The sequence below is a fragment of the Hymenobacter sublimis genome, assembly GCF_023101345.1.
Classification (GTDB): Bacteria; Bacteroidota; Bacteroidia; order Cytophagales; family Hymenobacteraceae; genus Hymenobacter; species Hymenobacter sublimis.
Genome location: NZ_CP095848.1, coordinates 3,692,814 through 3,717,408, shown reverse-complemented (window position 1 = coordinate 3,717,408; position 24,595 = coordinate 3,692,814). Strand labels below are relative to the sequence as shown.

Below are 24,595 nucleotides of genomic sequence, written 5' to 3'. Positions count from 1 at the left end.
GCGTTATGTGTAAGTTTGACCAGTATTCTCAAGCGTTATACGTCGTTCTATGCTTATTTCTTTCCGCTGGTTAGCGGCCCTGGGGTTGTATGTTTCGCTGATAACGCAAGCTTGGGCGCAGTCAGGTCCGGCGGTACTACCTTCCGGATTACGCGCCTACCCCGTTCGCACCGTTAGCTCCACCGACACTGCTTTTCAGGACCTGGAGTTTCTGCGGCAGGAAATTGGCGGGGCGCGGGTAGTAATGCTCGGGGAGCCCACTCACGGTGAGGGCAACGTAACGGAAGCTAAAATTCGACTGATTCGCTTCCTGCAGCAGCGCCTGGGCTTCACTACGGTAGCTTTTGAAAGCGGCTTTTACGAGTTGGACAAGGCCCAGCGCCAGCTAGCGGCCGGCACCTCAGCGCGGGAGGCCCTGGAAAACAGCATATTTCCCGTCTGGATGGGGACCCAGGAATTTCAGGCGCTGCTGCCCTTAGTGGGCCGGGGCCGTCTGCGGGTGGCGGGCTTCGATGGGCAATTTAGCGGAGAGTATCAGGAAGAAATGCTAGAGGAGCTGGAAACGCTGCTCAAGCCCGAAAAAGGCGCCGATGGCATTGCCTACGACTACCTCGAGGAGTGCCTCAGTACCATGGGCGAAATCTTTACCTTCCCGCCCAGCCATCAGATAGCCATTTTCGATCTGCATGTGGGGAAGGCCCGCCGCCTGCTGGAAAAGGTAGCCGCTGGCCCAAGCGCTCAGCGCCGCGAGCGGGCCATGTTCTGGCTGCAGAACCTGCGCAGCATCCAAGCTATGGCGCATACCTATGCTACCCACGACCCGGGAGCCAAAACCGAAGCCGAATTCAGCGCCGCCGACAGCAACCCCCGCGACGCCCAGATGGCCGATAACTTGCTGTGGTATTTGCGCCAGCACCCGCAGGAAAAGGTTATCTGCTGGGGCGCACTACCCCATTTGGCCAACAAAGTCGAGGTTCTGGATAATGTCGAGTTGAAAGGCTACCGCCCCATGGGCCGAATGGTAAAAGCGGCTCTGGGCCCCGATGCCATGTATGTGCTCGGGACGGTAAGCGGGGGCGGCGTGTATGGGTTTGGACCCTGGGGAAAGCACACGCCAGTACCTACTCCGGCTCCCGGAAGTCTGGAAGCAGAGCTGCTGGCCCAGGGCCAGGAATACAGCTTTGTAAGTCTAAAGCATGATGCTCCCGGCCGCGAATTCACTACCTACGCTTTTGAGTATCAGCCCGTAGCTGGGCGGTGGAGCGAAGTAGTGGATGGCTTTCTGTACCTGAAAACAGTAACTCCGCCGCACGGAGTTGCACCCGTCGCTCTCGAGGCTACCCCAGCGGAAGCGCCGGTTCCCGTTGCCGAAATGGCCTCAGCGCAGCCCCAACGCCTGAATCCCGCCGCCCGCCCCGCGGCGAAAGTGGGCGCGGCCCTGACGATGCGCGGCACCGTGCTAGACCGCAAAACAGGAGCGGCCGTGCCCTTCGCGACAGTGGCTTTGCCGGGCCGCGGCACCGGCACCATCGCCGATGACCAGGGGCGTTTTACCCTCCCTGCCCGGCGGCACGAAACGGTGCAGGTAAGCAGCGTCGGCTACGAGTCGGTGACGGTAGCGGCGGAAACGGCTACTGTCACCGTGCGGTTGGTGCCCTCCGCCTACGCGCTAGGCGCGGTACGGGTCAGCGGAGAGTCTTTGAATCCGCGCAAGATTATGAAGAAAGTGTTGGCGGCCATTCCAACTAACTACGAGCAAGCCGACTACCACGCCCAGACCTACACCCACCGCCGCGTCAGCAATTTCGATACCCTGAGCCATGAGGTAGAATACGTGAGCCAGATTTTCGAGCCGGCCGGCCACCGCCACTATGCCGGCGGCTTCCTGATGCTGGAAGTGCGGCAGCAGCAACGCATTCAGGAGGCGCACCAGCTGGCTAGCTCAAAGCAGCCACTAGGACATTTTGGGTGGTCTGATGGGGGCCAAGGGTTTTTTTCTTCTACCACTGATCCGGTGCGCATTTCACCCCTGTTTAAAAGCAGCACGGTAGGCAAGTTTATTCTGCAGCTGGATACTGTGGAGCAGCGCGGCACTGAAACCGTGTATGTCATTCGCTTTGCCGCCAAGCGGGCTACCCACCGCACCACCGGCACCTACCTGCAGGCGGGGTACTCTGGCAAAATTTACGTGCGGCAGCAGGACTACGCCGTAGTGCGCTACGAGGCCATCTGGCAGGGTGATACGGTAAAGCAGAACGCTGTTGCCCACAAATACTACGGCCGCAACAACCAAATTGCCCACCTCTACAACCGAGTATATGCCGATGAGCGGACCTCACACGTAGCCACCTACCAGCAGGCTGCGAACGGCCGCTATTACGTAGCTAGTAGCGTGGCGCAAAGCCTCACGAGTGGTCGGGTGCTGGGCAAAAAGCCGTTTTACTCGCAAAAATCTTGTGAGGTGTACTTCACCGCAGTAGCTCCTGGCGCGGCGCCCGATGTGGCGAATGACCCGGCGCTTGCCGACAAAGAAATCGACCAGCTGGAACGGGCAGAATACCACCCGGCCTTCTGGCAAACCTACCAGCGCCCAGCTCCGGCCGGCTCCGCGCCCGCGTTGCTGCCTACGAAGCCATAACCTCGGCCGCCTTGCGTTTGCCGAAGATGCGGGTAATCCAGCGGGGTAGGAAAATAGCGCCCAGCACTAGGTAGAGGTAGTAGGTAAGGATGCGGTACAGCAGCACCATGAAATTCGTCATGGTGGGCGTGCCAATAAACTTGCCGAAGAAGGTAGGGAAGGCACCCTCGGCAATGCCCGCGCCGCCGGGCGTAATGGCAATCAGCAGGATAACTTTGTAGGTAAGGTTGCGCCCAAAAATCAGCCAGAACTCCGGCCAGGTAATGTCAATGAAAGCCGCAATCAGGCAACCGATAACCAGGTAGCGGGCCGTCCAGACGAAGGCCGTGCTGAGGGCCGCCCGCAGCCAGTAGCCCCAGCCGTTGCCCCGCAACTGGGCCGAAGCCAGTACCAGTTCGTTGCCCATTTTGTAGGCCTTATTGCGAAACCGGCGCAGTCCGCGCAGTGAAAACAGCCGCACCAGCAGCCGCTTCACCGACTGCGGATTGATGAAAATGGCGTATAGCATCAGCAGGGCGTACACCGTCACGAACACGTAGCTGGCAATAAAGCCGATGCGAAGCGTAGCCACCAAACCACCCTGCAAAGCCTCATGCGGGTACAGCGCATCGCCCCCAATCAGGACCACCAAAGGCACGGCCAGCACATAGTATAAGTTGTCGAGCATGGCTGTAGCCATAATATAGGCCACTGATTTGCCCAGCGGAATGCCCTCCTTGTGCAGCAACACCGGCGCTACCGCCGTGCCGCCCACTGCCGAGGGCAGCACACACGAGGAAAACTCCCAGATCATGATGACATCCAGGGCCGCACGCCAACTCAGCACTTTCTCGGTGAGGTAGCGGATGCGGTACACGTAGCCGGCGTCGCGGGCCACTAGTATTACCAGCATGAGCAGTAGCCAGGCGGGCTTGGCGTTGGCCAGCGGGGCCAGGTCGCCGGGTTGGTAGCTGCGCCAGAACATAAAGCCTACCACGCTTAACCCAATCAGCACCGGCAGAATAATGCGCGAGGGGCGGAGCTTATCCAGCAGCTGCTGTTCCTCGTTCTGCGGTTCGGTGAGTTGGGGCATGAGGCTAGGGTGGGATGGGTAAACAAAGGTAGGAGTTGCCCGCGGCCGAGGCGTTAAAGCCCGTTTAATCTGGCCGTCAACCCCAAACAATCGGAATTGCTATAACGTTGTTACGGTCCGGCTGCCAACCGACAGGCGGGAAAAATCGTACCTTCGCCTGTTGTACGCAGCGAGCGGCCCAGGGTGTTTTAACCTTCCGTATTCCACTCCTGTTGCCTAGCTATCTATCTTCTCTTTTGCCCCTGCTCTCATGCTAGTTGAACCCGGTGAACTGCTCGCGGAAATAAATTCGCCCGACGACCTCAAGAAGCTCAGCCCGGACCAACTGGTTCAGGTTAGCCAGGAACTGCGGCAGTTCATCATCGATTCGGTTTCCATTTACGGCGGACACTTCGGGGCTTCGCTGGGGTAGTAGAGCTGACGGTGGCCCTGCACTACGTCTTCAATACGCCCCACGACCAGCTGGTGTGGGACGTGGGACACCAGGCCTACGGCCACAAAATCCTCACCGGCCGCCGCGACCGGTTCCCAACCAACCGCCGCTACAAGGGCATGTCGGGCTTTCCGAAGCGCAGCGAAAGTGAGTACGACGCCTTCGGGGTAGGGCACAGCTCCACTAGCATCGGGGCGGCCCTGGGCATGGCCGTGGCTTCTGACTATAAGAAGGAGTTTGATCGTCAGCACATTGCCGTGATTGGCGACGGGGCCATGACGGCCGGCATGGCCTTCGAGGCTCTGAACCACGCCGGCGTGGAGAAGTCCAACCTGCTAGTTATCCTCAACGACAACTGCATGAGCATCGACCCTAACGTAGGCGCGCTCAAGGAATACCTCACCGATATTACGACCTCCCGCACCTACAACAAAGTGCGCGACGAGCTGTGGAATGTGCTGGGCAAACTCAGCAAGTTCGGCCCCAACCCCCAGCAGATTGCCCGCAAGGTGGAGTCGGCCATGAAGGCGACTTTACTCAAGCAAAGCAACCTGTTCGAGGCCCTGAACTTCCGTTATTTCGGCCCCGTGGATGGCCACGATGTGCAGCACCTTGCCACCATCCTCAACGACCTGAAGAGCATTCCCGGTCCGAAAATCCTGCACTGCGTAACGGTGAAGGGCAAAGGCTATGCCCTGGCCGAAAAGGACCAGACCCTGTGGCACGCGCCCGGCCTGTTCGATAAGGTGACAGGTGAAATTCACAAGAAAACCTACGAGAAGCCCCAGCCGCCCAAGTACCAGGACGTGTTTGGTGAAACCATCGTGGAGCTAGCCGAGCAAAACGACAAGATTATGGGCGTGACGCCGGCCATGCCCTCGGGCTGCTCGCTGAACATCATGATGAAGCAGATGCCCGACCGCGCCTTCGACGTGGGCATTGCTGAGCAGCACGCCGTGACCTTCTCGGCTGGCCTAGCCACCCAGGGCCTGGTACCGTTCTGCAACATCTACTCCTCCTTCATGCAGCGCGCCTACGACCAGGTGCTGCACGACGTGGCCTTGCAGAACCTGCACGTAGTCTTTTGCCTCGACCGCGCCGGTTTTGCCGGCGCCGATGGTCCTACTCACCACGGCTGCTACGACCTGGCCTACATGCGCTGCATCCCCAACATGGTGGTTTCCGCGCCCATGAACGAGGAGGAGCTGCGCAACCTCATGTACACTGCCACCCTGCCCGAAAACGCGGGTCCGTTCAGCATCCGCTACCCCCGCGGCGAAGGCGTAATGCCGGAGTGGCGCAAGCCCCTGAAGAAGCTCGCCATTGGTACCGGCCGGGTGGTGCGCGAGGGGGAAGGCGTGGCGGTGCTCAGCATCGGCCACATCGGCAACTACGCCGTGAAGGCTACCCAGCAGCTCGCCGCCGAAGGCCTCAACCCCGGTCACTACGACATGCGCTTCTGCAAGCCTCTGGATGAGGAAATGCTCCACCGCATTGCCCGCCAGTATCAGGCCATTGTAACCGTAGAAGATGGCTGCCTGCAAGGCGGCTTCGGCGCCGCCGTGCTGGAGTTCCTCGCCGACCACGGTTACGCCCTCCCCGTACGCCGCCTCGGCATCCCAGACCGCATCGTGGAGCACGGCACCCAGGACGAACTCTATAAAGAGTGTGGCTTCGACGCCGACGGTATTGCCACCGCCATGCGCGAAATGGCCGGCAAAGTAGCCACTCAAGCTTCGGTAGAAACGGTGCTGCTGTAAACCGATATTAACAGAACAGAAAAGTCCCGCTGGATTCGTCCGGCGGGGCTTTTTGTGCTCCAAATTGTGAACACTAAGAGTTCCTATACAAAACGTCATGCAGAGGCGCAGCCAAAGCACCGCGCGTGAGGTTGTTCTGCTACCTCAATGATTCGAGTGAGAGGCTTATACTGTGCCTCCGCATGGCTTTCTGCTTTGTGTCTAGTCGATGGGCAGCTTGAGTATGTCCAGCCTGAATATGAAAACAAAAATATTTATTCGTGTATGTACATCAATTAAATAAATGTCTCTACATTTGTCCCGGATTCAGCGGCACACACGCTCACGAGTCTTTTAGTGTAACTAACTGCAACGCTTATTACCATGGCTACTACCACTTGGGCAATTGACCCGACTCACTCCGAAGTACAGTTCAAAATCAAGCACCTCGTTATTTCCACGGTCACCGGCTCGTTCAAGAAGTTCGAAGGCCAAGCCGTAACCGAAAACGACAGCTTCGAGAATGCACAGATCAGCTTCGCCCTGGACGTGAACAGCATCGACACCAACCAGGAGCAGCGCGATGAGCACCTGCGCAATAACGACTTCTTTGACGCCGCTACTTATCCTCAAATCACCTTTACCTCAACTTCGCTGACCAAAACCGGCGACGACGAGTACAAGCTGACGGGTAATATGACCATCAAGGACGTAACCAAGCCCGTAACCCTCGACGTGGAATTTGGGGGCGTGGCTACCGACTTTTACGGCAACGAAAAGGCCGGTTTTGAAATCAGCGGCAAAATCAACCGCAAGGAATTTGGCCTGACTTTCCACGCTGTAACTGAAGCCGGCTCCATCGTCCTCGGCGACGATGTGAAGCTCTCGGCCAGCGTGCAGCTGGTAAAGCAAGCCCAGGAAGTAGTAGCCTAAGCAGCGTTTAGCGCCACCTACTGCAATAAAGAAAAGAGCCAGCCGCCCATATGGGCAGCTGGCTCTTTTGCTATGAAAGCGGAGTGACGGCCTGCGTTTCGCAACGCTGCCGGATAACCGTAAGGATGCGGCGCTGAATCTCGCTCATCACAAAGTCAGTCCAGAGGCCGGCGTAGGGGTTGAGGCGGGTACTCAGGCGCTGCTGGCTGTAGAGGATGAGGCGAGTACGGCCGGGGCCGGCGGGTTCTAGCTCGTAGGTGCCGCGCAGCACATCGAAGAAGCGCCCGCCTACGGTTACGTGCTCATCAAAGGTAGTGGGCGGAATGGTGGCCGTGTTGGGCACAATGCTGAACGAGAGCTGCCGCTGAGGCTCCCATACATCCACAGTTTCGATGAACTCAACGCCTCGCTCGAAGGTAGCCCGCCGCACCCCGCCTATGCCCTCGTGGCTGAGGGTAGCCTCCACGGGCCGCGGAAATCCAATATTATCCACTAGGCTGGTACCTAAATCCTGGGCCTGAATGGGCGGCACTCGAATAATATGCTGCCAGACTACGGCCGTAGAAGCTTGAATAACAATGGTATTGGTCACGCGGCGGTAGTCGTCGGGGGTAGTGAACAAGCTCTCCGCTGGGGCTAGCAGAAACGGCAGCAAGGCAAAACCGGCCACCACGTAGGTATTTTGGTCGTTGGAGCGGCCTTTGGTCAGAGTGGTATAAAGGAAGGCTCCCAGCCACGAGGTCAGCAGGAAGAGTGGCGAGATAAGCAGCCCGCAAATCATGCCTTCCAACTGAAACAGCAGCGCCGTAGTCAGAAATAGCATTACAGTTACAATCGGACCCACTACCAGACGCCAGGTTTTGGTAGCTGTGGCTGGGGTGAAGTGAGCTGTAGCGGCGCCCAGCGCCATCGGGATTAGCAGCAGAAAGCAGAGCATCAGCAGTCCGCCGGCATTATGGAACAAGTTGCTGGCAAATACAAACCGGCCTAGTAGGGCAACGAGCAGGTCGGCGGCGGCGGCAATGACATAGTGCAGATACTGACGTTGGATAATGGCCATAGTGGGTAGGGGAGGAGCTGAACGAACCGGGCAAAAGTGCGTAATTGTGCCCGTTCAATCTGCATAGCCGCTTGTGTAGCGGTGCTTTTCTTATGTCATCCTCCCAACCTACTATCCTGTTCCTGCACGGCTTCGCTGAAAGTCGGGAGGTCTGGACTGAATTCACCCGCGAATTTCCGGAAGGTTACCGCCTGCTAACCCTCAACCTGCTCGGGCACGGCACCAACGTGCACGACATCCGCGACTACAGCATGGAGGCCCAGGCTCGCTACGTAGCCGAGCAGTTGCGGCAGAAAAACGTGGAGCGGGCCCTACTCGTGTGCCACAGCATGGGCGGCTACGTGGCCCTGGCCTTCGCTGAGCGCTACCCCGACATGGTGGCCGGGCTGGTGCTGTTCCACTCCACGGCTCTACCCGACTCGGAAGAGAAAAAGGCCAACCGGGATAAGAACAAGGACTTTGTGCGCCGCCACGGAGTTGAGAAGTTCATGGAGTCCTTTATCCGGCCCTTATTTGCGCCGGCCAACCGGGAGCAGATGCTGGAGCAGCGCGAGTTTCTGGAAGATATTGGCCGTGCCATTCCGGAGGCTACCGTACTCGGCGCTCTGGAAGCCATGAAAAACCGCCCCGACCGTACCAAAGTGCTGCAGGAAGCTCGTTTCCCGGTGCTGTTTATTGCGGGAAAGGAGGATGTAGCCGTGCCCACCGAAAGCCTGCTGCCCCAACTGGCCCTGCCGGCCCAGAGCCACGCCCTGCTGCTCAGCAACGTGGGCCACCTAGGCTACTTCGAGGAGCCAGAGCTGACGCGCCGCGCCGTGGTGGACTTCGCCGGGGTAGTGTTTCATGCCGAAGGGAAATAGCTCGACTTTAACGAGGCTCGGAGTTGATACGTACAAAAAGCAGGGTCGCTCCACAACGGGGTGGCTCTTTTTTTACCTATACGCTATGAGTAATTCCCTGCCTACCCTGGTGTTTCTGCACGGCTTTCTGGAAAGCAACGAAATCTGGGACGACTTTCTGCGCGACTTTCCTACCCGTTACCGCACCCTGCAACCCAACCTGCCCGGCTACGGCCCGGACCCCCAAGTCAGCTCTGATTACTCCTTTGAAGCCGCCGCCGACTACGTGCAGACCCAGCTGAAAGCGGAAGGTGTTCATCAGGTTTTGTTGGTCGGCCACAGCATGGGCGGCTACGTGGCCTTGGCGTTTGCCGAGAAGTATCCGGCCCAGGTGGCTGGCCTCTGCCTGTTCCATTCCTCTGCTCTGCCAGATTTGGAAGAAGATCAGGAGCGGCGCCAGCGCAACCGCAAGTTTTTGGAAGAGCACGGGGTAGCGGCCTTCACGGAGGAGTTTCTGAAGCCTCAGTTCTCTGCTGCTCACCGCGAGTCTATGGAGCACCACGTGGAAATGCTGCAGCGCATTGGCGCGGCCGTGCCCCTAGAAACGGCCCTGGGAAGCATGGAGGCCATGGCCCGCCGCCCCGACCGGCGCCCGGTGCTGGAAAAGGCTACCTACCCAGTTCTTTTCATTGCCGGCAAAGACGATAAAGCGGTTCCCCTGGAAAAGACCCACGAAGAAAGCCTGCTCCCCGACCACAGCACGGTTCTATGGCTGGCAAATGTCGGGCACGTAGGCTTTCTGGAGCGGCCCACTGACACGCGCAAGGCCATCGAAGGCTTCGCGGAGCTGGTGTTTGGCAAGCAGGTGCCGCACTAAATCCTTTCAATAAAAACAACCCAGCGCCGGTGCTAGAGCAGCATCGGCGCTGGGTTGTTTTTATTGAAAGAAGTATGTTACCTACGCTTGCAGCAAGCCCATCTGCAGCATCTTCTCGGCAATTTGCACGGCGTTGGTGGCGGCGCCTTTACGGAGGTTGTCGGCTACCACCCACATGTTGAGGGTACGGGGCTGGGTTTCGTCGCGGCGGAGGCGGCCGACTAGCACGGCGTCTTTGCCGTGGACGTCTTTGGGCATGGGGTAGCGGTTGTTTTTCACGTCGTCCACTACTTCCACACCTTCGGTTTCGCGCAGGATGCGCCGCACATCCTCCAGCTCAAATTCCCGCTCAAATTCCACGTTTACGGCCTCGGAGTGGCCGCCAACTACCGGAATGCGCACGGTGGTAGCCGTGACCCGGATGTTCTCGTCGCCCATGATTTTCTTGGTTTCCTTCACCATCTTCATTTCCTCCTTGGTGTAGCCGTTGTCCTCGAACACGTCGATGTGGGGCAGCACGTTCAGGTCGATGGGGTAGGGGTAGGCGGGGTTGCTGGCGGCTTGGCCGGCGCGCTCCTGCATGAGCTGGTCCACGGCCTTTTTGCCGGTACCGGTTACGCTCTGGTAGGTACTGACCACAATGCGCTGCACTTTGTAGGTTTCGTGCAACTTGTTCAGGGCCACTACCATCTGAATGGTGGAGCAGTTGGGGTTAGCAATAATTTTATCGTCGGCGGTAATTTCTTTGGCGTTGATTTCCGGTACCACCAGTTTCTTGGTGGGGTCCATGCGCCAGGCCGAGGAGTTGTCGATAACCACGGTGCCAACCTCAGCGAAGCGCGGCGCCTGCTCCTTGGAGATAGAGCCGCCGGCCGAGAAGATGGCAACGGCCGGGCGAGCGGCAATGGCGTCGTCCATGCTCACCACTTTGTATTTCTGACCCCGAAATTCAATTTCCTGGCCCACCGATTTCTCGGAGGCTACGGGCAGAAGTTCAGTGACCGGGAAGTTGCGCTCGGCCAGTACTTTCAGCATTTCGCCCCCGACCAGGCCGGTGGCACCTACTACGGCTACTTTCATGGATTCTATGTGTTTGTCGCCGGCAAAGGTACATCACGAAATGTGGTTATATTTCACCCCCTATTATTCCCGCCCCACTGGCGGCGGCTACCTTACGTATTGCTGCTTATTCTTCGTGAAAAAAGTACTATTCCTAGCGCTGTTCCTGAGCGCTGTTTCGGCCCGCGCTCAACTCACGGACACCTTCGCCGACGCCAACTTCACCCAAAACCCCGTCTGGACCGGCGACGCGGCCGCTTTCCAAATCAACTCCGCCCAGCAGCTGCAAACCAATGGCCCGGCCGTTACCGGCACCGAAATTCAGTTGGTGACGCCTTGCGCCGCTACCACCGGCACTACCTGGGAGTTCTGGGCCAACCTCAAGCTGGCTACCAGCGGCGGCAACTACGCCGATGTGTGGCTCATGGCCGACCAAGCCGATCTGAAAGCCAGCGGCACCAAGGGCTACTTCGTCCGCCTGGGCGGTACCGCCGATGAAGTGTCGCTCTTCCGCCAGGATGCCACGGGTAGTCCGGTGTACGTGGTGAACGGCCAAGATGGCACCCTCAGCTCCACCACCAACAACCTCGTGCGGGTGCGCGTCACGCGCACTACCCAGCATGTCTGGACCCTGGAGCGGGACCTAGCCGGCGGCACGGCCTACGTGCGCGAGGGCACGGCCACCGATGCCATCCACCAGCGCAGTGCCTATTTCGGAGTGTATGCTACGTATTCGCAGGCCAACAGCAGAGCCTTCACCTTCGATGACTTCCGGGTAACGGATGCCACGGCGCCCCTGCTCACGCGGGCCACCGTTACGGCTGCCCGCCAACTTGATATTACCTTTAATGAAGCCGTAGCTGCCTCGCAGGTAGCGGCCAGCTACCGGTTACTGGGGAGCGGGACCCCGGTCGTAACGGCTGCTACCCGGGATGCTGCCGACCCAACGCTCGTGCACCTGACGCTGGCCGCCGATGTACCGCTGGGCGCCCATACGGTGGAGGTGCGGGGCGTGGCAGATGCCTTCGGTAACGTAGCCGCTGGCCCGCTAACGGCTACGTTCCAGAACAACGGTTTTGCCGTGGCGCCTACCGTGAACCAGGTGCTCATCACGGAAATCATGGCCGATGAAACGCCGGTAGTCGGGTTGCCGGCCTCGGAGTTTGTGGAAGTGCATAACGCCTCGGTTACGGCGGTGCTGGATTTGGCCGGAGTGCGCCTGCTGAAACCGGGAAGTACCAGCGCGGCCGTGTTTCCGGCCGGCGCTACCCTGCTGCCGGGCGAGTACGCCGTAGTGTGTGGCAGCACCCGCGCCGCCCAGTTTGCCAGCTACGGCAAGGTATTCGGGCTAACGAACTTTCCCAGCCTATCCAACGCCGCCGACCAGCTGGTACTACGTGGTAAGGATGGGCGCACGCTGTTCGAGGTGAGCTACACCGACGCCTGGTACCAAGATGCCCGCAAGAAGGAGGGCGGCTGGACCTTGGAAATGCTGGACCCCGGCAACCCCTGCGCGGGGGCGCCAAACTGGCGAGCCAGCACCGATGCCACCGGCGGTACGCCCGGCCGGACTAACTCCATCCGCGCTACCAACCCCGACCGCACCCCGCCGGTCCTGCTCCGCGCCGTGGCCCTGAGCCCCACTACGGTGCGGCTCTACTTCGCCGAAAAGCTGGACAGCACCGCCGCGGCCGTACCGACGCACTACACGCTTACCCCCACGGCTCCCATTACCCGCGCCGCCCCCGCTACCCCCGATTTTCGAACGGTAGACCTAACGCTGGCTACCCCGCTGACGCCGAATCAGCCCCTGACCGTAACTGTGCAGCAAGCCTTGGATTGCGTGGGCAACGCCAGCGGCCCAGCTACCTCGGCCACCTTTGCCCTGCCCGCTGCTCCCTCGCCCGGCGACGTAGTCATCAACGAAATTCTGTTTAACCCGCGGGTGGGTGGGGTTGATTTCGTGGAAGTGCTCAACCGCTCCAGTAAGTACCTGAACGTGCAGGGCTGGCAGCTCGGTAGTGTGGAAGTAACTGGTGGCACCATCCGGTCCGAGCCGATCAGCAGCGGGCCGCTGCTGCTACCTCCCGGTGGCTTGCTGGCCTTTACAACCCGCCCCGATATTGTCCAGAATCAGTATCCCGCCAGCGCTAATGCGACAAATCTGGTGGCGGTACCAGCCCTGCCGACTTTCCCTGATGATGCCGGCACCGTGGTAGTGCTGGACGCCCAGACGCAGGTGCTGGACCAGTACGCCTACTCCGAAAAGCAGCACCTAAAGCTCCTGGACCAAACAGATGGCGTATCATTAGAGCGGATTCGGGCTGCCGGGCCGAGCGAGGCGCGCAACTTTCATTCCGCGGCTAGCAGCGTGGGCTATGCCACTCCGGGCCGTGCCAACTCCCAGCAGCAAACCGAGCCGGAAGGGGCGGGGCTGCTCACGGTGGCCCCCGAGCTGTTCACTCCCGACGAAGACGGTCAGCAAGACTTCACTACCCTTACCTACCAACTGGAAGAACCGGGCTACGCCGGCTCCGTGACCATTTATGATGCCCAGGGCCGGCTGGCCCGCCAACTGGTGCGCAATGAAACGCTGCCAACGCGCGGCTTCTGGCAGTGGGACGGCCTGACGGATCGGGGCCAGAAGGCAACCGTGGGCTACTATGTGTTGCTCGTGGAACTGTTTACCCCCAGCGGCACCAAGCGGGAGTTCCGCAAAACGGTAGTGGTAGGCGCCCGGCTGTGAGGCCCGCCCGCTAGTTTTCGGTGCTGCTTACCGTACTTGATAATGATGCCCGTACGGAGTTTTTAGGTTGTAAGCGCCGTTTAGACCAAGAACGCCTGCTTCAAGTGGACTTTTAGGGGTTTGCCTGGGGAGGGGTAATGCTAGGGCTGTCGACACCGCAGGGCAAGTAGTGAAAACCAGTAAAGCTCAACAATATTGTATTGTTTTGAGGTGATATTATATATTTTTTATTGCTCAACAATATCCTTTTAAAAAACAGGCGCGTAAGAATCAGCAGTTATTCACATTAACTGCCTCATTACATGAAAGTAATATCGCCTCGCATGCACGGCATGCTCGACTACGGTACCATTGCTTTGTTTGCCCTGGCTCCCACGCTTTTTGACTTTGATGGCCCCTACGCCACGGCTTGCTACGTACTAGCCGCCGGCTACCTGCTCATCACGCTGATGACTGACTTCCCGCTGGGCGTCATGCGCATGATTCCGTTTCCGATGCACGGCGGGCTAGAGTTGGTAAGTGGCCTAGCTTTACTGGCGGCTCCGTTCATCTTCGGCTTTCACGACGACAACATCCTTGCCCGTAACTTCTTCATGGTCATGGGGGTAGTATTCCTGGGTTCCTGGATGCTTACTGACTGGCGCGCCGATACCCACACGCAAACGCATAAAAACGTTATGCCCCAGCACTAAGCTGCTGCGGTACTACACCTGAGAGCCCGACAGTGTAGTGCTGTCGGGCTTTTTTGTCAAGAACTGCCCGAATGCCTCGCAGGCTAACCCGGCCTGTCTGCGTGTTTAGGCTCCGATTTACTGTTCACTCACCAACCTGTTGTCTTTCCCATGAAGATTCTGTCGCCTACTGCTCATGGCTTCATTGATGTCGCCTTCATTACGGTGCTGGCCATGGCGCCCATTATGTTTGATCTGGAACCGGCCGTTGATACTGCGTGCTTTGTACTGGCCGGGGGCTACCTGCTCATCACCCTACTCACCGACTTTAAGCTCGGTATACTCCGAGTAATTCCCTTCCCGGTGCACGGCTGGCTTGATTTGCTGACCGGCCTGGCCTTGCTGGCAGCTCCTTTCCTGTTCCACTTTGAAAGCGGCAGCGCCGAGCGAAACCTATCGTGGATGCTGGGAGTGGTTTCGGTTGTTACGTGGTTTATCACCGACTGGAAAGGCCAGACCCGCAGCATGATGACGGACCGAGGCTAACCAACCTGCCAGCGTCCACTCGCCAAACAGCCCGCTGCTTCAAGCTGAAGTAGTGGGCTGTTTGGCTTCTATATATTATATCTAGTAAAGCGCGCTTTATCTAGCGCCGTAGCGTTAGGCCCAGGAAAAACTCCCAGTAGGTTTCGCGGGTGAGGGGGAGGCCCGCGCCTAAATCAAGCTGGCAATTCTCGCTGAGTGTGAACTCCGGGCCCACGTTGAGGGTAGTGCGCCACAGCGCTTGGCGAGTGTCCCAATTGCTCATTAGCTCGGCGTATACACCCAGCACTTTGTTCAGGTCGTGGTTGACGGTGGCCGCGGGCATGAAGGATATAAAGTGCTGCCCCGCGTCCCGGTCATGCTCCCAGTTGCCGCGCATCTGCACCGACAACTCCGACGTTTCGGCCAGCTTGTACGTGAACGGAACCGACACGCCCGCTTCCCAGCCCCCATTCCCAACGTTGCCGCCAGTGGGCACGCGCACAAACGTAGCCACTGCCAGCGCCCCCCGCGACTCTCCGTCGTCGCCGAAGATGTTGCGCTTTGCGCGCAGCGTCAGGTCGCCGAAACCCCGGTTGCGCTCCGGCGCTGCGTTTTCCTGGGGCCACTCTTTCTCAATGGTATACGATTCTACCACTAACTGCAGATCAGTCTGCTCTGAAATGCCGAGCTTGAGTACCGCCTGGTTGAACAGCAACTCCCGCCGACGAACGCCCTGTTCCCGGCCGTTGCGTACCCGGAATAGGTTGGCTTCTACCTGAAAATGGCCGGGGTCAATGGTAAAAGCACTTTCCGTGATGCCGGGGCGGTCGGGGTGGAGCTTGCGCAGCTGGGCGCGGGGGGTAGGTTGAAACAGCGTGTAGCGCGGCTTCGCTGCCGAGTCGGGGGCTTGGGCCGCGGCCGTACCAGCGGCACCCGCCAGCGCGCCCGCCAGGAATAGAACGGGAAGAAATTTCATGAGGGGAGAAGTAGCGTATGCCGCTCCGTACGCAAAAACTACGCGCCCGATCATGCAGCCCCAGCAACTGCCCAACTACAAGGCGTAGCGCACCCCCAGAAATAGCCGCCGGCCCTGAATAGGAGCGTAGTTGTAGCTGGTGTCAAAGGTGTACCCCTGGGGATTATCGACGCCCACGTTCTTATCGAAGGGGTCAAAAGGCCGCAGCAGGGCGTAACGGGGCAGGAAGTTGAAGATGTTCTTGAGGCCCCCGTACAGCTCCAGTCCTTCCCGGAGCTTGCGCGTCGCCTGCACGTTCTGGAGGGCAAACCAGGGCGAGCGGCCGGGCCGGAAATCGTTCGGGAAAATAGGCAGCGCCATCGGGCTGCTTACCTGGCCGGTGTAGTCGAGGGAGAGGTTCAGCTTTTCCAGCGCGTAGCTCACGGCCCAGGTGCCGGAAAAAGGCGGCGAGTGAAACTGCGCCAAGCGGCGCTGCGGACCGCCCTCCGCCGGCTGCTCCCGCCGAAACACGTCCAGCAGGGTTACGCCCACCATTACCTTCAGGGGCCGGGCCAGGGCTACGTCGGTGTTCAGCGTGAAGCCTCGGCTGACGGCATAGCCGTTGAGGTTGCGGTAAATGATTTGGTTGGGGTCGGTGTCGTAGTCGGGGCTGATTTTGTTGGTGAAGTAGGTGTAAAATACACTGGCATCGAGGGTGACGGTAGCGCCGCTGTTGAGCTGTAGGAAGCGGTTGTAGTTCACGTTCACGTTCCAGCTTCGCTCGGGCTTGAGGGCCTCGGGCACTACTACCTGCCGGGCTCCGGTGAGGGCGGCGTGGTCTTCGGTGAACAGGTTGACTACTCGGTAGCCGTTGCCCAAGCCCACGCGCCACACCTGGCTGCCATCGGGCCGGCCCCACTTGTAGTTCAGGCGCGGACTCAGGATGCTGCCGTGGCGGGAGTTGTAATCGTAACGGAGGCCCATGAGCAGGGTAGCATCGGGCGTGAGGCGCCACTCGTCCTGCGCAAACAGGCCGGGCAGCTGTACTAGGTCGGGGGCGTTGCGCGGGGTGTCGTTGGGGCCAGTGGTAGCGGTGGCGGGCGTGTTGTCGTCGTACCAGGTGGTGCGGTAGGTAGCGCCCGTGAGTAGGTTGTGGCGGATGCTTAACTCCTTGGCCCAGGTCAGCTGCCCGAAGCCCACCCGCTGCAGGGCCCGGTACAGGGTAGTGCCGTAGGCCGAGTTCTGGCGGTGCTGGTTGAAGGTGCCGCTGAGCATGAGCCGCTGCCCGCGCACCGGCAGTTGGTACTGGCCCAGCAACTCGTAACGGCTCGTGTACACGCTTTCCCCGTAGATGCTGTCCTGGCCGCGGTGCTCCGGGCTCCAGTTCAATTGGCCCCCAAACCGGTCTTCGTAGTAATAGCGGCCGGCCAGGTTGGCTACCCGCTGCTCGGGCCGGGCCCAGGTCCACTTGTTGAATACCGACACGCGCTGCTGGGTAGGCACGTCGGTAAAGCCGTCGTCGTTCACGTCGCGGCGCTGGTTGTAGTGGTAGAGGTTGGTACTGAGCAGGGTAGAGGCCGCCCCAATTTTGCGCGCGACGCCCAGGTCTAGATTCACGTCGCGGTGAGAAGTGCCAAACAGGTCGGCGGAAAAGCGCGGGGCCTTTGCCGGATTTTTGGTGATGACGTTGATTAGGCCGCCTACCGCTTCGGAGCCGTAGAGCGTGGAAGCCGGGCCTTTCACTACCTCCACCCGCTCAATCAGGCTGCTCGGAATGCCGCTCAGCCCGTACACCGTGCTCAGGGAGCTGACCAGCGGCATGCCGTCAATCAGCACCATGGTATAAGGCCCTTCCAGGCCGTTGATGTGGATGTCGCCAGTACCGCAGACGTTGCAGTTAAGCTGGGGCCGCACCCCGTTAATCATAGCCAGATTCTCGAACAAGCACACCGCCGGATTCTTCCGAAACAGCTTGGGCGAGTACAGCTCCACCGCCACTGGCGACTCGCTTCGTATCACCTCGTTCAGCGTTCCACTCACTACCACATCACCGAGGGCGTTGGCACTGGGGTTCAAACTCGGGTTAAGGGTAGTGGTTTGGCCCGCCGCTACGCTCACGTTGCGTTCCGTAGGTAGCAACCCTACCGCGCTGCTTACCAGCTTGTGGCTACCCGCGGGCACCTTTGTTAGCACGTAGTTGCCGTGCTCATCGGCGGTAGTACCCAGGGTAGTGCCCTTCAGCCCGATACTGGCAAACGGCACTTCCTTGCCCTCTGACCGCACCACGCCCCGTACCGAACCCGTGGATTGAGCCTGAACAGCCAAGTTGCTGACAAACACGAATAAGCAAAGTAGGATATGCTTCATTTAGCAGCGGCTTTACAAATTATTTAGATAAGCCTAAATCTGGTGGGCTGAAAAAAGCGCGGCAGTGCGCGCTGTCAGAGTTTAGACTCGTTTTCCTGTTTGAAAAAGGACGGGCTGCAGGTAGTTTCTAGTTGCCTCACCCCTAGCCCCTCTCCAGGGGAGAGGGACTAGTTTTTAGCTTTCTAAAAGCTAGAAAGCGGTAGAGCAGATAATAGAACGGTTTCTAGAGCTAGTCCCCCTCTCCTTCGAAGAGGGGCTAGGGGTGAGGCAACTACACCCCACGCTATTCCTACCCAAAAAACGTTTCGTACAGTAAGTACACGTTCAAGGCGATGATAATGGCCGACACCACCCAGGCCAGCACTTGCACCCAGATCTTGTTCACGAATACGCCCATTTTGGCTTTGCTGCTCGTGAACATGACTAGCGGCACTACCGCGAAGCTTAGCTGCAATGAGAGGATTACTTGGCTGAGCACCAGCAGCTCACCGGTGCCTTTCTCTCCGTACAGCAAGGTCACGATGAAGGCTGGTACCACGGCAATGCCGCGGGTAATTAGGCGACGCAGCCAGGGTTTGAGCCGTATGTTCAGGAAGCCCTCCATCACAATTTGCCCGGCTAGGGTGCCTGTGAGCGTCGAGTTTTGGCCCGAGGCCAGCAGCGCCACCGCAAACACAATGGAGGCGGCACCGGCTCCCAGCACCGGGGCCAGCAGGGCATGGGCCTGGTTGATATCGGCTACCTCGTGGTGGCCATTTTTGTGGAAGGCCGCGGCGGCCGTCACTAGAATGGCCGCATTCACGAAGAAAGCCAGGAACAGGGCCACCGTGCTGTCGATGGTAGCAAACTTGATGGCCATGCGCTTGCCGCCTTCGGTCTGCTCAATCTGGCGGGTTTGCACGATGCTAGAGTGCAGGTACAGGTTGTGGGGCATCACGGTGGCGCCCAGAATACCGATGGCCACGTACAGCATGCCCGGCGTGGTAACCACCTCCGGCCGCGGCACCAGCCCGCCCAGAATGCCAAACCAATCGGGGTTCGACACGATGATTTCGTAGAGGAAGCAGCCAAAAATCAGCACAATCAGGCCAGCCACGATGCTTTCCAGTACCCGGAAGCCCTTGTTCTGAAACAGCAGCACCACCATTACATCTAGGATAGTCAGCACTACCCCCCACGTGAGGGGAATTTTGAACAGCAGGTTCAGGGCAATGGCCGAGCCGATAACTTCCGCCAAGTCGCAGGCTGCAATGGCTATTTCGCAGAGAAACCACAGCACCATGGCCGTCGGCTTTGAGAAATGGTCGCGGCAGGCCTGGGCCAAGTCGCGGCCCGTCACGATGCCCAACTTGGCGGCCAAGTGCTGAAGTAGCATGGCAAACAGGTTAGAAATCAGAATGACGGAAAGCAACGTATAGCCAAACCGGGAGCCGCCCGCAATATCCGTCGCCCAGTTGCCGGGGTCCATGTAGCCCACGGCCACCATGAGCCCCGGGCCCCAGAAAGCCAGCAGCTTACGCCAAAAGGAAGCACTCTGCGCGGGTACCCGAATGGAGGCGTACACCTCCTGCAAAGAGGGCGCCGTGCGGGCCTTGCGCCACCCGGCTTCCGGCGGCGTGAGGGGCGGAGTTTGCGTATCGGGAGTAGAAGGTAAGACTGAGGGCATAGAGTGGGGCGATACGTCCGGCGAAGCGCCTGAAGGACTGGTAGTCACAAAGAAAGCTAAATTTAGAGTAGCCTAAATTTCTTTTTAAGACAGTCTACTTACTGCGTTTGTTTCAAAAAGTTGTCGTTACTGCGAGAAGCCAGGATTTTCCCGGAATTTTGCGCCCCCTTTTCTTGTCTTTGCTTGCCTGTACCGGAACCTGATTGGTCGGCCCCGCCGATAGCTCTGCTTCCTCACCGCACCCTCATGGCCCGCCGACTTCCTGCTCGCTCCCTGTTCTCGCTTCCTCTTAAAACGCGCTTTGCCCTGCTTTCGTTGGTGGTGAGTGTGGTGCTGGTGGCCATTAAGTTTTACGCTTGGCTGCTAACCCGCTCCCAGGCCGTGCTGACGGATGCGCTGGAGTCAATTATCAACGTGGTTGCCAGTGGGTTTGCGCTCTACAGCATCTATCTGGCTGGCTTGCCCAAGGACGAAAATCACCCCTACGGCCACGGCAAAATCGAGTATCTATCGGTAGGTTTTGAGGGCGGATTGATCTGGATGGCGGGGGTGTATATTTTCTACACCGCACTGCAAGCCCTGCTGCATCCGCACGCCCTGGCCCGGCCCGACTGGGGCATGGCCCTGCTGGCGTTTACGGCCCTGGTGAACCTGGGTACCGGCTATTTGCTGATTCAGGCGGGCCGCAAGCACCACTCGCCTACCCTCGTCGGCGACGGGCAACATCTGTATCTGGATGCCGTCAGCACGTTTGTTTCGTGCGCCGCGCTGCTGCTGGTGGTGTTTACCGGCAACGTACTGTTCGACTCCGCCGCGGCCTTGGTGCTGGGCGTATTCATTGTAGTAAATGGCTACCGCATGGTGCGCCGGTCGGTATCGGGGCTGATGGATGAAACGGATAGCGCTACCGTGCAGCACGTGGTAGCGGAGTTGCAGGAGCACCGCCAGCCGGCCTGGATTGACGTGCATAACCTGCGCGTGGTGCGCTACGGGGCTAACCTGCACATCGACTGCCACGTGACCATGCCTTACTACTTTAGCCTGGAGCAAACCCACGCCGAAGTGCACAACATTGAGGTGCTGGTGGATCAGGAGTTTGAAGTGCAGGTGGAAATGTTTGTGCACGCCGACCCCTGCACCTTCGCCGCTTGCTCCCACTGCCACATGCCCGACTGCCCCGTGCGGCAGCATCCCTTCACCCAGGAAATACCCTGGACCCTGGCCAACGTAGTGAAAAACGAGCGGCACCAGCTCATAGAAGAGCCTCAGGAGCAGAATGGATAAGGCTGCTACAGAACAACCCATAGTGTACAACTGCAAGTGCGTAGCGAGTACAACACACAGTAGACTGTGCACATATCAATATAATAGCACGTCATGCTGAGAGCAGCGAAGCATCTCTACCGCTTCGTTGCTGACGTCATAACTTAGCCAGAGGTAGAGACGCTTCGACTGCAGCTACGCCTTCGCTCAGCATGACACTCTTTTTGTGTTGGATTTAGATGTAGCCCTTCACAAACATCGTCCATCCACTCTATTTGTCATCCTGCGCTGCGCTTAGGATGACAGACGGGTTTAACTCGTTTAGTCGACAATCATTACTCACCATTTCACCGTCTCACCACCTCACTACTCTATTACTAACCGCTGCGTACCTGCTGCCGTTTTTACGGAGTATAAGCCTGGCTGTAAACCGTGCAGGGATAGGGAGAGGCTGGACTGGCCGGCGGCAAACTGAGCGGTGCGTACTGCTCGGCCAAGCGCATCGTGGATGTGGACCGTGGCGGCAGTAGTAGCAGGGTTCGGGAGTTGGAGCGTAACGGTGCGGCTGGCGGGGTTGGGCCAGAGGCGAAGCTGGCTGCTGCGGCTGGCAGTGGTAGCCGTGGGTACAAACGCCCGGTTTTCCAGCACCAGAATCTGGTCGTCGGAGGTGCCCGGCGTGGCTCGGCCGTCGCGGTTACTAGTGCCCACGTACACCCGCCCCGCGGGCGAGACGCAAATGGCCCGCAGCCGCCCGAAGGAAGTCAGGGTGAACGCGCCGGTACCGGCTGTCGTGCCGGCCGCATCCAGTGGAATCTGGGTGAGCTTGTTGCCGCGTAGCGTGGCGGCCAGCAGGCTATTGCGCCAGCCCGGAATGGCGGGGTGGTCGTAGTAGGTAAGGCCGGCCACGCCCACGGTAGGAGCCCAGGTGAAGATAGGCTGTCGCACATTGTTGGCCGTGCAGAAAGCCTGCTCCGCCGCCAGGTTGCAGAGCCCTTCCACCGTGGGCCAGCCGTAGTTGGCATTCGCTTCAATGATGTTGACTTCATCTTCGGCATTTTCGCCGTGCTCAGAGCTGTAAATACGGCCATTGGAGGCCCGCACCAACCCTTGCGGGTTGCGGTGCCCGAACGAGTAACTGCGGTTGCCGGCCACTGGGTTGTCGGTCGGAATGGTGCCGTCCAGGTTTAGGCGCAGGATTTTACCGTTGGGGGAGCTGCGGTTCTGGGCCGAAGGGCGGTCCTGGGCGTCGCCGGTGGTCATGAGCAGGGTCCGGTCGGGTAAGATAAGCAGGCGGGAGCCGCTGTGCGTACTCACGGCCGGAATGTCGCCGAGCAGCACCACGGGGCTACCTAGCGTACCGTTGGCGTACGTAAGGCGCACTAGCTTCTCTTTGTAGCCAGTATCGTTGTAGTTATAGACCACGTACACGTAAGGCGACGTGGTAAAATCGGGGTGCAGGACCATACCCAACAGACCGCCTTCCGAGGAAGTCGCCACATCGGGCAACGTAATAAGCGGCGTTACCTGACCCGAGTTTGGGTCGACGCGGCTGATGCGGCCGCCGCGCTCCGTCATCCAGATAAAATTATCGGTCCCCCACACCAGCTCCCAGGGCACCTGCAGGCCCGTCGTCAGGGCCGAAACCGTAACCGTGGTAGCGCCCACCGGAAACGTAGTCAGGGCAGGAGCCGTTTGGGCCCTAGCTCCCGTGCCAAGCAAAAGGCTACCCAAGATAAGCGAGTTCAGGTGTTTCATAGCCAGTGAGTTAAAGGGTTAATTAAATCCAATAAGCTAACGAAATGGAGCAGCTTTTGGATGAGGGACACTGGTAGTTTTGTGGGAACCACCGTTCTTGGCAAGCATCCCCACCGGGTTAACTTCTCACTACTGCCGCTTACCCTCAACTTTTGGCCCCATGTACACCATCAGCACCGATCCGGCCCTTCTAGACATACCACTGATTCACCGTTACTTAGCCGAAAGTTCCTACTGGGCCACCAACATTCCGCGCGAAACGGTGGAGCGGGCCATTGCTAATTCGCTCTGCTTCGGCGCGTACGCTCCGGATGGGGCCCAGGTAGCCTTTGCTCGCGTCATCACCGACCGGGCTACCTTCGCCTGGCTCTGCGACGTATTCGTGCTGCCCGAGCAGCAGGGTCAGGGCATTGGCAAGCAGCTGATGCAGCAGGTATGGAGCCACCCCGACCTGTGCAACGTGCGCCGGCAGATGCTAGCAACCCTGGATGCCCACGGCTTGTACGAGCAGTTCGGTTTTCAGCCCCTGGCAAACCCGGAGCGCTACATGGAAGTGCGCCGCCCAAACCCCTACGGTGCCCCCACGGCTAACTAAACCAGCGCCGCCCGCCATCAGAAGAAGGATTCCTGCTGTTTCGTTTACGCACCGCCAATGGGTCGTTACTAGCTAGGTATCGGTCGGCTTTATTTTCTACCTGGTAGCGCCGAATTTCTCTCTTCAATCCGCGTTAGTTGCCACGTATGAATACTACCCTAGCTGCCCGCTGGCACCGCCTCACTACCCCTTTGCTGCCTGACGAAGCCCGGCGCATGGCTGCATTTCAGCAGCTGGAAAGCGCCTACACCGCCTCCGACAGGCATTACCACGCATTACCCCATGTGCGCGCCCTGCTCGATGCCGTGGATCAGCACGCTGGTGTAGTGCAGGATATGCCGGTGGTGCAGCTAGCCATCTGGTTTCACGACGCAGTATACAACCCCCTGCGCGCCGATAACGAGGCTCGGAGCGCCGACTTGGCCCTGGAGTTCCTGCAGCGCACTACCCTATCAGCGGAGCGCCGTCAGCGCGTGGCTTTTCTGATTGAGCGCACCAAAGACCACACCCAGCCCCAACCCGCCGCCGACTCCGACCTGCTGCTTTTCCTGGATGCCGACCTGCAAATCCTCGGCGCCCCCGAGGCCGACTACTGGCAGTACGCCCGCCAAGTGCGCCAGGAGTACCGCCTCGTTCCCGACTTCATGTACCGCCGCGGCCGCCGCAAGGTGCTGGAAAAGCTGCTCTCAGCTGCTACCCTCTACCACACGCCCGCCTTCCGGGAACGGCTCGACGCCCAGGCCCGGCGGAATTTGGCGCATGAGCTACGAACACTATAAGCCTGTACTACTGCTATTTATCACCCAACAGGTAGCTCGCCTGCGCTTGAAACACGGTATTGCGTGGGCCTAGGGAGTAGAGGCGCGTGAGGTCATGGGTGTAACGTAGCGTGAGCCCTAGGCCCATGGGTAGTTGGTACCCAACGCCAGCCGCACCACCTGCCGCTACCCGGTTGGAGCCGCGCACACTAGTGGAGGTGCCAGTGGAAGTTTCGTAGCGAGCGGCAGCTAGAAAGCTGACTTGCGGGCCAAGCTCAAAGAACAGACCATCGACGTTAATTTTTACCAGCACCGGCACATCTAGGTAGTGCAAACGGGAGGCAAAGGTGCCATTGATATAGGTACTTTGTGAGCCCTTGGCTGAATATAGGAGTTCTGGTTGTACCAGCAAAAAACCGTCGGAGGACAGCGGCAGTTGGGCAAACACGCCCGCTACCGGTCCGAACCGGCGCGTTGGGCCTTCGTAGCCGGGCGAGGTGACGCTACTATAGTTGACGCCCGCTTTTAGCCCCAAACGCACACCTTGGGCCTGGGTTAGCAGTGGCCAGCTGCTAAGCAGCAGCGCGGGACAGAGTAGAAGGAGCTTCTTCATTGAAAAAGTAAAAACGCGGACCTCTCCCACT

18 protein-coding genes and 1 pseudogene are annotated in these 24,595 nt (G+C 59.2%); 11 read left to right on the top strand and 8 right to left on the bottom strand.

The annotated features are described in order from the left end of the window. Nucleotides 1-49 precede the first annotated feature (49 nt). Nucleotides 50-2,638 carry an erythromycin esterase family protein gene (locus tag MWH26_RS15575; RefSeq protein WP_247974997.1) on the top strand — a complete coding sequence of 863 codons (2,589 nt, stop codon included), beginning with the start codon at nucleotides 50-52 and terminating at the stop codon, nucleotides 2,636-2,638. Here the strand turns inward: MWH26_RS15575 and MWH26_RS15570 are convergent. After that, nucleotides 2,625-3,710 carry a lysylphosphatidylglycerol synthase transmembrane domain-containing protein gene (locus MWH26_RS15570; protein WP_244697555.1) on the bottom strand — a complete coding sequence of 362 codons (1,086 nt, stop codon included), beginning with the start codon at nucleotides 3,708-3,710 and terminating at the stop codon, nucleotides 2,625-2,627. The genes MWH26_RS15575 and MWH26_RS15570 overlap by 14 nt on opposite strands. A gap of 250 nt (nucleotides 3,711-3,960) precedes the next feature. Between MWH26_RS15570 and dxs the strand changes: the two are divergent. Both dxs and MWH26_RS15560 read left to right on the top strand, forming a co-directional pair. Then, a pseudogene (gene dxs / locus MWH26_RS15565) lies at nucleotides 3,961-5,903 on the top strand (1-deoxy-D-xylulose-5-phosphate synthase). A 363-nt stretch (nucleotides 5,904-6,266) separates the two neighbouring features. Continuing rightward, nucleotides 6,267-6,815, top strand: a complete 549-nt coding sequence (locus tag MWH26_RS15560) for a YceI family protein (RefSeq protein WP_247974996.1) — start codon at nucleotides 6,267-6,269, stop codon at nucleotides 6,813-6,815. Between the two features lie 70 nt (nucleotides 6,816-6,885). Here MWH26_RS15560 and MWH26_RS15555 read toward each other — a convergent pair whose 3' ends face one another. Next, nucleotides 6,886-7,875 carry an SRPBCC family protein gene (locus tag MWH26_RS15555; protein WP_247974995.1) on the bottom strand — a complete coding sequence of 330 codons (990 nt, stop codon included), beginning with the start codon at nucleotides 7,873-7,875 and terminating at the stop codon, nucleotides 6,886-6,888. A gap of 92 nt (nucleotides 7,876-7,967) precedes the next feature. Here MWH26_RS15555 and MWH26_RS15550 point away from each other — a divergent pair, with 92 nt between their 5' ends. Continuing rightward, nucleotides 7,968-8,735 (top strand): alpha/beta fold hydrolase, encoded by a 768-nt coding sequence (locus tag MWH26_RS15550; protein WP_247974994.1) that lies wholly within the window; start codon nucleotides 7,968-7,970, stop codon nucleotides 8,733-8,735. Nucleotides 8,736-8,820: 85 nt separating this feature from the next. Continuing rightward, a complete protein-coding gene (locus MWH26_RS15545; protein WP_247974993.1) occupies nucleotides 8,821-9,591 on the top strand; it encodes an alpha/beta fold hydrolase in 771 nt (256 codons plus the stop codon). Nucleotides 9,592-9,672: 81 nt separating this feature from the next. Here MWH26_RS15545 and MWH26_RS15540 read toward each other — a convergent pair whose 3' ends face one another. Continuing rightward, nucleotides 9,673-10,671: an aspartate-semialdehyde dehydrogenase gene (locus MWH26_RS15540; RefSeq protein WP_247974992.1), complete on the bottom strand. Its 999-nt coding sequence runs from the start codon at nucleotides 10,669-10,671 to the stop codon at nucleotides 9,673-9,675. 115 nt (nucleotides 10,672-10,786) lie between these two features. Here MWH26_RS15540 and MWH26_RS15535 point away from each other — a divergent pair, with 115 nt between their 5' ends. The 3 genes from MWH26_RS15535 (at nucleotide 10,787) to MWH26_RS15525 (ending at nucleotide 14,613) form a co-directional block, all read left to right on the top strand. Then, nucleotides 10,787-13,396, top strand: coding sequence for a lamin tail domain-containing protein (locus MWH26_RS15535; RefSeq protein ID WP_247974991.1), 2,610 nt, complete (start codon nucleotides 10,787-10,789; stop codon nucleotides 13,394-13,396). A 302-nt stretch (nucleotides 13,397-13,698) separates the two neighbouring features. Further along, nucleotides 13,699-14,088 carry an SPW repeat domain-containing protein gene (locus MWH26_RS15530; RefSeq protein WP_247974990.1) on the top strand — a complete coding sequence of 130 codons (390 nt, stop codon included), beginning with the start codon at nucleotides 13,699-13,701 and terminating at the stop codon, nucleotides 14,086-14,088. A 150-nt stretch (nucleotides 14,089-14,238) separates the two neighbouring features. Beyond that, complete coding sequence (locus MWH26_RS15525; protein WP_244697538.1) at nucleotides 14,239-14,613, top strand: SPW repeat domain-containing protein; 375 nt, start codon at nucleotides 14,239-14,241, stop codon at nucleotides 14,611-14,613. A gap of 100 nt (nucleotides 14,614-14,713) precedes the next feature. On the opposite strand, the gene MWH26_RS15520 is transcribed toward MWH26_RS15525, so the two are convergent. The 3 genes from MWH26_RS15520 to MWH26_RS15510 form a co-directional block, all read right to left on the bottom strand. Next, on the bottom strand, nucleotides 14,714-15,568 hold the full coding sequence (locus MWH26_RS15520; RefSeq protein ID WP_247974989.1) for a transporter: 855 nt from the start codon (nucleotides 15,566-15,568) through the stop codon (nucleotides 14,714-14,716). Between the two features lie 75 nt (nucleotides 15,569-15,643). Further along, nucleotides 15,644-17,914, bottom strand: a complete 2,271-nt coding sequence (locus tag MWH26_RS15515; RefSeq protein WP_247974988.1) for a TonB-dependent receptor — start codon at nucleotides 17,912-17,914, stop codon at nucleotides 15,644-15,646. A gap of 289 nt (nucleotides 17,915-18,203) precedes the next feature. After that, nucleotides 18,204-19,580 (bottom strand): Nramp family divalent metal transporter, encoded by a 1,377-nt coding sequence (locus MWH26_RS15510; protein ID WP_247974987.1) that lies wholly within the window; start codon nucleotides 19,578-19,580, stop codon nucleotides 18,204-18,206. Between the two features lie 246 nt (nucleotides 19,581-19,826). Here MWH26_RS15510 and MWH26_RS15505 point away from each other — a divergent pair, with 246 nt between their 5' ends. After that, nucleotides 19,827-20,864, top strand: a complete 1,038-nt coding sequence (locus tag MWH26_RS15505) for a cation diffusion facilitator family transporter (protein WP_244697537.1) — start codon at nucleotides 19,827-19,829, stop codon at nucleotides 20,862-20,864. Between the two features lie 345 nt (nucleotides 20,865-21,209). On the opposite strand, the gene MWH26_RS15500 is transcribed toward MWH26_RS15505, so the two are convergent. Beyond that, the gene (locus MWH26_RS15500) at nucleotides 21,210-22,598 is read right to left on the bottom strand and encodes a PQQ-dependent sugar dehydrogenase (RefSeq protein ID WP_247974986.1); all 1,389 of its coding nucleotides are present in this window, start codon (nucleotides 22,596-22,598) and stop codon (nucleotides 21,210-21,212) included. Nucleotides 22,599-22,758: 160 nt separating this feature from the next. On the opposite strand from MWH26_RS15500, the gene MWH26_RS15495 reads away from it, so the two are divergent. Together MWH26_RS15495 and MWH26_RS15490 are read left to right on the top strand one after the other, a co-directional pair. Then, the gene (locus MWH26_RS15495; protein ID WP_247974985.1) at nucleotides 22,759-23,193 is read left to right on the top strand and encodes a GNAT family N-acetyltransferase; all 435 of its coding nucleotides are present in this window, start codon (nucleotides 22,759-22,761) and stop codon (nucleotides 23,191-23,193) included. Between the two features lie 146 nt (nucleotides 23,194-23,339). After that, nucleotides 23,340-23,972 carry an HD domain-containing protein gene (locus tag MWH26_RS15490; RefSeq protein WP_247974984.1) on the top strand — a complete coding sequence of 211 codons (633 nt, stop codon included), beginning with the start codon at nucleotides 23,340-23,342 and terminating at the stop codon, nucleotides 23,970-23,972. Between the two features lie 13 nt (nucleotides 23,973-23,985). On the opposite strand, the gene MWH26_RS15485 is transcribed toward MWH26_RS15490, so the two are convergent. Further along, nucleotides 23,986-24,564, bottom strand: coding sequence for a porin family protein (locus MWH26_RS15485; RefSeq protein ID WP_247974983.1), 579 nt, complete (start codon nucleotides 24,562-24,564; stop codon nucleotides 23,986-23,988). Nucleotides 24,565-24,595: the final 31 nt, after the last annotated feature.